The organism is Halapricum sp. CBA1109 (assembly GCF_009741825.1).
GTDB lineage: Archaea > Halobacteriota > Halobacteria > Halobacteriales > Haloarculaceae > Halapricum.
This window is the reverse complement of the sequence record NZ_WPCA01000208.1, coordinates 1-3,286: the sequence shown is the minus strand read 5'-3', so window position 1 is coordinate 3,286 and position 3,286 is coordinate 1. Positions and strand designations below refer to the sequence as shown.

At 69.1% G+C, this 3,286-nt stretch carries 2 protein-coding genes and 2 pseudogenes; all 4 read right to left on the bottom strand.

Features of this window, described 5'->3' with window-relative positions; genetic code table 11:
- Positions 1 to 389 (bottom strand): annotated as a pseudogene (locus tag GJ629_RS15135) (non-canonical purine NTP pyrophosphatase); the annotation flags it as partial.
- A complete protein-coding gene (locus tag GJ629_RS15130; protein WP_157513759.1) occupies positions 390 to 659 on the bottom strand; it encodes a DUF5808 domain-containing protein in 270 nt (89 codons plus the stop codon).
- Between the two features lie 40 nt (positions 660 to 699).
- Positions 700 to 2,372, bottom strand: a pseudogene (locus GJ629_RS15125) (bifunctional N(6)-L-threonylcarbamoyladenine synthase/serine/threonine protein kinase).
- Positions 2,373 to 2,411: 39 nt separating this feature from the next.
- The gene (locus tag GJ629_RS15120; RefSeq protein ID WP_157513758.1) at positions 2,412 to 3,203 is read right to left on the bottom strand and encodes a DUF5781 family protein; all 792 of its coding nucleotides are present in this window, start codon (positions 3,201 to 3,203) and stop codon (positions 2,412 to 2,414) included.
- Between the last annotated feature and the right edge of the window lie 83 nt (positions 3,204 to 3,286).

Sequence of the window (3,286 nt, the reverse complement as noted above, 5' to 3'; positions counted from 1 at the left end):
GGGCCGCGTCGCTCCCCCGCGGTCGACCGGGTCCGGCGTGGCGTCGAAGCCCTCGCCGTCGCAGTAGGCGATCACCGACCGGAAAGCGGCGCCCCGGTCGGCCTCGGGTTCGGCGAGGTGCCAGATGCGCTCGATACCGATGGTGTCCTCGCGTACGCCGAGTACGGGCCCGGGAAGCCCTCCAAGGCGTCGACGAACAGCCCAGAGTCCTCGACGAACACCGGTTGCCCGACCGTCTCGTAGGCCTCGCGCGCGCCGCGGGCGGCTATCTCCCGGAGGTCGGGGCTCTGTATCTCGGTGTAGTCGAACTCGAACTGCTCGATGGGGTCGTCGAGGTACGTCTCGGCCTCGGCGACCTTCCCGGGGTTGCCGGTGACGAACCTGAGCATTCAGTCGACGATGACTTCGACCGGTTCCTCCTCCTCTTCGTCGGCCGTCCCGCCGTCGTCGCTGCCGACGTACAGCATCAGGCCGGCGACGGCGAGGACGACCCACGACCGCCAGTTAGCGAGGTTGAGGGTGTAGCCGATGCCGAAGGGCTTCTCGACGAGCATCCCCTCCTCGGGTTGCCAGTAGGCGGACAGCATCCGCCGGAAACTCGGTCGCTCGAAGTTGTAGGGGATTCCGAACAGTTCGCCCGATTGTGGTTTCTCGGCCATATCCGTCCCTACGGGTGGGGGTCCTAAGTCGCTTGTCCTGTCAGCCAGATTGGTACCGGCCCCGTCCCTCTATCTCCCGGAGGCGGTCGAGGACGGGGTCGGGGTCGGTCGCGGCCTCCGCGTAGGCGTCCTCGGCGGCCGCGATCAGGTCGGCCGCGTCGTCGTCGGTGCCGGTCAACGACTGGTCGAAGACGTGGAGGTCCATCGCGTAGTCCTCGGCGTCGTCGGTGAAATAGCCCAGTCCGAAGTCGATGAGGTACGTCCGGTCGGTGCCGCCGTCTCGCGCCCCGACGCGGACGTTGCGGGTCGTCGGGTCGCCGTGGACGAACCCGGCGTCGTGGACGGCCGCGAGATGCCGCCCCACGTCCCTGACGCGGTCCTCGGTCAGGGCGTCCCGGAGGTCCGCGCTCCCGACTGCCTCGAAGACCAGCGATCCCGACTCGACGTCGATGTCGCGTATCACCGGCGTCGGGACGCCGGCCCGCCGAGCGTGGCTGGTGAGGCGCGCCTCCAGTCTGGTCCGACTCGCCCGCAACCGCTCGTCGAGTTCGGGGTGGCGGTAGGTCCGTGGCTCCCGTCGCTTGGTCACGGTGTCGTCCTCGATGGTGACCGTCGCCTCCGCGCCTTTGAGCGCCTCGCCCGCCCGGACGCTGTCGCCGTCGGCGGTGAACGACTCGGCCGCCCGCCACGTCACCGGCACCTGATCGGGTCGGAAGTTCGCGTCGATTGCCGAGTCGGCGACGTCGATCGTGTCGCCGGCGGCGTGCATCTTCGCGCCGAGGACGGCGATCATCCCGGCGTTGTCCCGGAGAAATCGGGGCTCGGGCGCGTAGAAGTCCGCGCCGCGTTGCTCGCACATCGTCGCCAACATCTCCCGCAAGCGCTCGTTCTGGGCGACGCCGCCGCCCAGCACTAACTGCCCGCTGCCGGTGAGGCTCAGCGCTCGCTCGCTGACCTCGGTCAACATCGCGAAGACGTGCTCTTCGAGGCCCCGACAGACGTCTTCCACTGGGGTACCGTCGTCGTACGCCTGTTTGGCCGCGGACATGATGCCCGAGAACGAGAAGTCCATCCCCTTGACGACGTACGGGAGGTCGACGAACTCCCCGTCTTTCGCGTGGGTCTCGACCTTCGGGCCGCCGGGGTGAGACCACCCGACGTGGCGCGTGAACTTGTCGATGGCGTTGCCGACGCCGGTGTCCATCGTCTCGCCAAGCACGCGGTAGCGGCCGTTGCGATAGCCGAGGATGTGGGCGTTGCGCCCGAGGCGTTGAGACAGACCGGCGAGGCAAAGCCCGAGCGGTGGCGGCCGATCTCCAAGTGGGCGACCATGTGGTTGACGCCGACGAGGGGGACGCCCAACCGTAGCGAGGTGGCGCGGGCGGCGGTGCCGACGATGCGGAGACACGGGCCCAGTCCCGGGCCGCGGGAGAACGCGACCGCATCGACCGGTGGCTCCGTACTGTCTTCCCCGCGTTCGTCGGCCCACCCGGCGGCGGTGTCCAGCGCCTGCTCCACCACTTCGGGAATCGCCTCGTGCATATGCTCGGCGGCCTCGCGGGGGTGGATGCCGCCGCTGTCGGGTTCGTAGGCGTCGGTGTGGATGGCGACGCGTTCGTCGTCGGTCCGTGCTGTCGGGTCGGTGGTCTCGAAGACGGCGGCCGAGGCGGCCCACGCGGTGCCCTCGATGCCGAGGACGCGACGACGCTCCATACAGAGCGGTACGCGGGAGGCAAAAAGACGACTTCGGTCTCAGTCCGCGGCTTTCCGCGGCCCGAGGACGTACTGTCGGGTCACGTCCACCAGCGCCTTCCGGTACTCGCTCTCGTCGGGGTCGGCCGAGAGCGCGGCGAAGCGCTGTTTGAACCGCTCTAGCTCCACGTCGGGGGCATCGCGTGCGGCCGCGTGTGCGAGGTCGTATAGCCGATGGTCGGTTCCGATCAGGTCGTGGCGCTCACACAGCGCCAGCGCGAAGGCGGCGTTGACGGCCGTGATGTCGGGGTCAGCGGCGGGGGTCAGGCGGTCCGGTGGGTCCGCCTCCTGCTCCCGGGACCGCTTCGTGTGAATCGCGTCCCACGCCGGGGGGTCGGTCGGCCGGTCGGCGACGGCGGCCGCCAGCGTCGACTCGAAGAAGCCGACGAGTTTCCCGCCCGGCGCGAGGCCGACCCAGAGGTCGTCGGCGTAGATGTCCTTCATATGGTTGGCGATCTGATAGCAGTGGGCGACTTTCCGGCGCTCGACGCTCCGGCCCGTCAGCGCGAGGAAGAGTGCCTCTTCGACGGACTGGGTGTGTGAGGGGTGGCCCCGTTCGTTGTGACGCATATGCGCGAACTCGTGGAGGGCCAACTCCCGGGCCATCGCGCTGGTCGCGGCCTGTCGGGAGATGACCAGATGGTGTGTCTCGTCGTGGCTGACCCGCGTCCGCTCGTCGGGGTCCGCCCGGACCTCGACGTGGACGGGCATCGAGAGGTCGTGTTCCGTCTCGAACAGTCCGCGTGCGCTGAGGAACGGTTCCGCCGGGCCGCCGGTGACCCGCATTTTCATGTGTGACCTTACCACGGGTCGGAACGGTATGACTCTTTGGGCGGTGGCGAATCTACGGCGTCCGCGTTCGCTGGCGCTCACGC

What these genes read in the sequence shown, in the direction of transcription:
- GJ629_RS15130 (WP_157513759.1), bottom strand. Translation starts at nt 659, where the DNA reads ATGGCCGAGAAACCACAATCGGGCGAACTGTTCGGAATCCCCTACAAC.
- GJ629_RS15120 (WP_157513758.1), bottom strand. Translation starts at nt 3,203, where the DNA reads ATGAAAATGCGGGTCACCGGCGGCCCGGCGGAACCGTTCCTCAGCGCA.